The organism is Lentibacillus songyuanensis, assembly GCF_039548255.1.
In the GTDB taxonomy this organism is placed as follows: domain Bacteria; phylum Bacillota; class Bacilli; order Bacillales; family Amphibacillaceae; genus Lentibacillus_C; species Lentibacillus_C songyuanensis.
Genome location: NZ_JBCLVH010000046.1, coordinates 1 through 6248 on the forward strand (window position 1 = coordinate 1; position 6248 = coordinate 6248).

At 35.4% G+C, this 6248-nt stretch carries 2 protein-coding genes; both read left to right on the forward strand.

Features of this window, described 5'->3' with window-relative positions; genetic code table 11:
• The coding region (locus WMZ97_RS21630; protein ID WP_343274138.1) for a condensation domain-containing protein at positions 1–1719 on the forward strand (1719 nt) is incomplete at its 5' end.
• 6 nt (positions 1720–1725) lie between these two features.
• On the forward strand, positions 1726–6248 hold a 4523-nt coding region (locus WMZ97_RS21635), incomplete at its 3' end, for an amino acid adenylation domain-containing protein (RefSeq protein WP_343274139.1).

The following is a 6248-nucleotide window of genomic DNA, read 5'->3' on the forward strand; positions in this document are numbered from 1 at the left end:
ATATCTAGTCGGTCAAAAGAATATGTGGCACCAACAACAGAGCTGGAAGAAAAATTAGTAGAGATATGGCAGGAAGTGTTAGGGATTGGACAGATAGGGGTAACTGACCACTTTTTCGAATTAGGTGGAGATTCAATTAAAGCTATCCAAATAGCATCTATGCTGCAAAAGATAGGTCTTACAATTAGTGTGAACCATCTCTTATATTCGTCAACTATAAAAAAAGTAATTCCTTATATTAATGAAAAGAAACAAAAAGTAAATCAGAATCAAGTTCAAGGTGAAGTGCCTTTAACACCTATTCAAATAGAACTTTTTGAACAAGAGCAGATGCATTTAAATCACTTTAATCAATCAATGTTGCTATTTAGCTCGCAAAGATTCGAAGAATCATTAGTAAATCATGTTCTAGAAAAATTAGTAGAACATCACGATGCTTTAAGAATGATTTATATAAAGAACAAAAACAAATGGGTTCAGATCAATCGTGAATTTAAAAAAGGTAATGTCTTTGATTTCAATATAAGTGATCTAAACAATAAAAAGAATGTTTCGGAAGAAATAGAAAATCAGGCTAATAAGTCTCAAGGTAGTCTAAATATTTCTAAAGGGCCACTAATGAAAATTACCTTGTTTAAAACAAAACATGGGGATTATTTATTATTTGTAATCCATCATTTGGTAATAGATGGTGTATCCTGGAGAATACTATTAGAAGATTTTGAAACCGGTTACAAACAGGGTGGGAAACAATACCTGGTTGAACTACCATTAAAAACACACTCCTTTCTGGATTGGTCAAATGTGTTGAATATATATTCGAAAAGCACAGAACTTCAGAAGGAAATAGGTTATTGGCACGGTATTTGTGAGACTAAACTTTTGCCTCTTCCAAGGGACAGACAAATAGAAGGAAGTTTGGTTAAGGATTCTGATGACATTATAATATCTTTAACTAAAGAAAGAACGAAGCAATTATTAAGTCGAGTCCATTATACGTATAATACAGAAATTAATGATATTTTGTTGACAGCTTTAGGTATAACTTTAAAGGAATGGATAAGCACTGATAAAATAGGGGTTCTATTGGAAGGTCATGGAAGAGAGGAGATTCATGACGAATTTAGCTTTAATCGTACAATAGGTTGGTTTACAAGTTGTTTTCCTGTAGTGTTTAATTTTTCTGATCCAACTTTTAATATAATTCCAGAAGAAAGACTATCATACTATATTAAAAATGTTAAGGAAACATTAAGAAATATACCAAATCGGGGTATAGGATATGGTATATTGAAATATTTAAATAAAGGTGGGTCAGGTGTTGACAATATAGATCAGTTCTCTCCGGAAATTGTTTTTAATTATTTAGGACAATTTGATAGAGGGAGTGAGACAGATAAAGGTCAGATGTTTGAAATATCTTCTTTACAGACGGGTAGAGCAATTAATCCTGATATGAAGAGAAAATATACTTTGGAAATAAATGGGTATGTGTTAAATAGGCAATTAACTCTCTTAATTAATTACAGTAGTAAGCAATATGATAAAGAGACAATCTCAGAACTCGCCCAAAATTTGCAAATAAATCTAGAAAGACTAATTGAACACTGTATAGAAAAGACTGAGCCAGAAAAGACTCCAAGTGATCTCGGGGATAAAGATATTTCGTTAGAGGAACTGGATTATATGAGAAGCATGATTGAAGCTAAAAGGGAGTGAATATCAATGTCTGATCAAGTTGAAATAGAGAAAATTTATGATTTATCACCTATGCAAGAGGGAATGTTATATCACTCTCTCTTGCAAAAAAATACTGAGGCATATTTTGTACAAATATCTTTTTCAATTAAAGGTTTCTTGGATATAAATGTTTTTGAGAGGGCTATTAAGCAACTAATAAACCGGCATGAGGTTCTAAGGACGACCTTTTTCTATAAAAATGTTAAAAAACCGAAGCAGGTCGTATTAAATAATAAAGATGCACGAATAGATTTTAAAGATTTATCTGATTTCACAGAAGGGGAATCATCAAACTTTATTAAATCATATCTCTCAGGAGATCGAAAACAAAAATTTGATTTAGAAAAGGACACATTAATTCGCTTTGCTGTTTTTAAGATAAATGATGTGGATTTTAAAGTAGTTTGGAGCCTTCATCATATTTTGTTAGACGGGTGGAGTCTCGGTATTGTTCTTAAGGAGCTCTTTACTATTTATGAATCTATAAAGAATGATACGCCATTACAATTGAAAAAAACTAACCCTTATAAAAATTTTATAGATTGGCTAGGAGAACAGGATTATGAGAAGGCTTTAACTTACTGGAAAAAATTTTTAGATGGATATGAAACAAAAGCAACTCTACCCTCTGAGATTTATTGCAAGGAAAGTAATGGAAAACAAAAATATTACGAGTTTAATATTGGAGAGAAGTTGACACGGGATCTAATTCTATTAAGCAAAAAGTTCAAGGTAACACTTAATACAACTTTTCAGGCGATTTGGGGTATTTTATTACAAAGATATACAAACCAGGATGATGTTATTTTTGGAGCTGTTCATTCTGGAAGAACAGCATTTGTAGAGGGTATTGACAATATGGTAGGTTTATTCATTAATACGATTCCAGTTAGAATAGGATCAGGTAATACTTTTAGAGAATTTGCTACTAATATACAAGAACAGGCTACATCTTCAGGGACATATAGTTATTATCCTCTTTATAAAATACAGGAACAAAGTGTACACAAACGAAATTTATTTGACCATATTATTGTGTTTGAAAATTACCCATTATCTAATGAATTGGGAGATGTACAGGATATACAAATTAGTGACCTGAACTCTTTAGAGCAAACAAATTATCCTTTATCAATTGCAGTATACCCGGGAAAATCACTCAAAGTCAAAATTTCATATGATGAATATTTATATGATGAGAACTTTATTTTTTCCATTGAAAAACATATAAAACAGGTAGCTTCTACTGTTTTATATAACCCAGATGTTGACGTTAATCAAATAGATATTTTGACAGAACAGGAAAGACATCAACTGCTGGTTGAATTCAATGACACAGAAATGCCTTATCCAAAAGAGAAAACAATCCATTGTCTGTTCGAAGAACAGGCGGAAAAAGATCCAAATCAAGTAGCTGTGGTATTTAAAGAAAAACAGCTTACTTATAAAGAATTGAATGAGCAGGCAAACCGTTTAGCGCGCATCTTAAGAGAGCAGGGAGTAAAAACAGAAGATCGGGTAGGCCTATTAATGGAACGGTCACTAGATATGATTGTGGGGATGCTGGGGATTTTAAAAGCGGGCGGAGCATATTTGCCGATTGATCCTGCATATCCGGCTGAGCGAATTGATTATATGCTTGAAGACAGCGGCTCTAGGATCGTACTTAGCCAGACAAAAGTGATTGACCAGCTTTTGCCAGAAGTACGGTGGGATGGAAAATGCCTGGATGTAATAAAGATGAAATTTGAAGGAATAGATAAATCAAATCTAACGCCTATAAATCATTCTCGAAATTTGGCTTATGTGATTTATACCTCTGGAACAACCGGAAAACCTAAAGGAGTGATGGTTGAGCATGAGGGAGTAGCTAACCTTGTCTATCACTTCAAAGAACATCTGGAAATTAAAGAAAAGGATCGAATGGGACAATTTGCTAGTATTGCATTTGATGCATCTATTGAAGAAGTAACAAAATGTCTCTTGAATGGAGCAAGTTTGTACATTATTCCTAAGGAAGTAATTTATGACTATCATTACTTTGAAAACTATATAAATCAGAACCAGATTACTATTCTGACCCTTCCGCCAGCTTATTTAAGACATTTAAATAATAATTTAGATTCTATCAGGCATATTGTTGCGGTAGGAGATGTAAGCTCTAGAGATTTGATAGAATCGTGGAGGGATGTCTATATAAACGGGTATGGACCCACGGAAACTACGATCGGTGCTACAATGTGGAAACCGACTAAAAATGACCAATACAACATAGTTCCAATTGGAAAACCAATGGGGAATAAGAGTGTATATATCCTGAATAATAGCCTGCAGTTACAACCCATAGGGGTTTTTGGAGAATTATGTATTGGAGGAGAGGGACTTGCACGTGGGTATTTAAACAAGCCTGGATTAACGAAGGAAAAGTTTGTTCCAAATCCATTTTCTCCCGGGGAAAAGATGTATCGAACAGGTGATTTAGCACGTTATTTGCCAGATGGAAATATTGAATTCCTAGGACGGATTGACCAGCAGGTTAAGATTCGCGGATATCGGATTGAATTAGGCGAAATTGAGAGTACTCTTTTAGGTCATCCAAACGTTAAAGACGCAACTGTACTGGACTGGAAAGAAGGGGAAAATGAAACATTTTTGTGTGCATATGTGGTTTTAAAAAAACCGATTGTAAGTGTGGAACTTAGGGATTATTTAAGTCAAAAGCTGCCTGCTTATATGGTTCCATCCTTTCTTGAAGAATTGGATAGAATCCCGTTGACTTCAAATGGAAAAATAGATCGAAAGGCATTGTCAAAACCGGCTGGGTCCGATCAATTCAAAGAATATGTGGTGCCAACGACAGAACTAGAAAGGAGATTAGTAAAGATATGGCGGGAAGTGTTGGGGGTTGAACAGATAGGGGTGACCGATAATTTCTTCAGCTTGGGGGGACATTCTTTAAAAATAATCCAGTTAATGTCCAATATTCATAAGGAATTACAGATTGAAATTCCTGTACGGATTATCTTTGAACGTCCAACAGTAAAACAATTGGCTCGTCACTTGCAAATTCAAGAACGTGTTGAAAGTCAAACGATTGAACCAGTTCCAGGTCGTTCGTATTATCCTGTGTCTTCAGCGCAGAAGAGAATGTATGTACTTCAACAGATGGGTTTAAGTGCTATGCATTATAATATGCCGGGAGCACTTCTCCTAGAAGGTTCTCTGGAATATCAGCATTTGGAGCGAGCAATTCAGAAACTTATAAGGCGCCATGAGTCACTTCGCACTTCATTTGAAGTGGTAAACGGGGAACCGGTTCAAATAGTTCATCGAGAAATGGACTTTACATTGAAAGTAAACCAAGGCTCAGAAGAAAATATTCAGCAGGCAATGAATAAATTTATTCAGCCATTCAATTTGGAAAAGGCTCCGTTATTCCGTGCGGAATTGATTAGGCTAGGGGATCAAAAGCACCTACTACTGATAGATATGCATCACATCATATCGGATGGTGTGTCCATGGGTGTACTGTTTAATGATTTATCCAGTATCTATCAAGGAAAAATGTTACCAGAACTTAAAATACATTATAAAGATTTTGCAGTATGGGAAGATCAGTGGATACAATCCGAAGGATTTAAACAACAAGAGAATTATTGGTTAAATGTCTTCTCAGATTCTGTTCCGGTTTTAGAACTACCTACAGATTATCCACGGCCAGGCATGCAAAGCTTTGAAGGAAGTCATCTAGCCTTCGTGTTGGATGAAGAAATAACCCAATCGCTTAAACAATTGGCTTCCGAAACAGGAACGACCCTGTATATGCTTTTGCTCTCTGCATATAATGTCTTATTACACAAGTATACCAATCAATCCGATATTTCAGTTGGAACGCCTGTAGCTGGAAGACCACATCCAGACGTCCAATCGATGATAGGAATGTTTGTCAACACGTTGGTGATGCGTAACTATCCGGATGGTCAAAAGCGAACCGAAGATTTGATTCAAGAGGTAAAGAATAAAGCAATTGCTGCTTATGATCATGCGGATTATCCATTTGAATTGTTGGTAGAAAAGTTAACTCTTGATAGAGATCCAAGTCGCAATCCATTGTTCCAGGCAATGTTTACCATGCAAAACTTTGACGTAGGATTGCTTGACCTGGAAGGATTACAAGTCGAGCCATGGGAAATAGATTATCGAATTTCTAAGTTTGATTTAACCCTATCTGCAAGAGAGACGCAAAAACAAATTGAGTGTGAAATCGAGTATAGCACAGCGTTATTTCTTGGGGAAACGATTCAGCGAATGTCTCAACATTTCATACGGATTGTAAAGGAAATGGTGGCCCATCCCAAACAAAAAATTTGTGAATTAGAAATGTTCACAGAACAGGAAAGACATCAACTGCTGGTGGAATTCAATGACACAGAAATGCCTTATCCGAAAGAGAAAACAATTCATTGTCTGTTCGAAGAACAGGTGGAAAAAGATCCAAATCAAGTAGC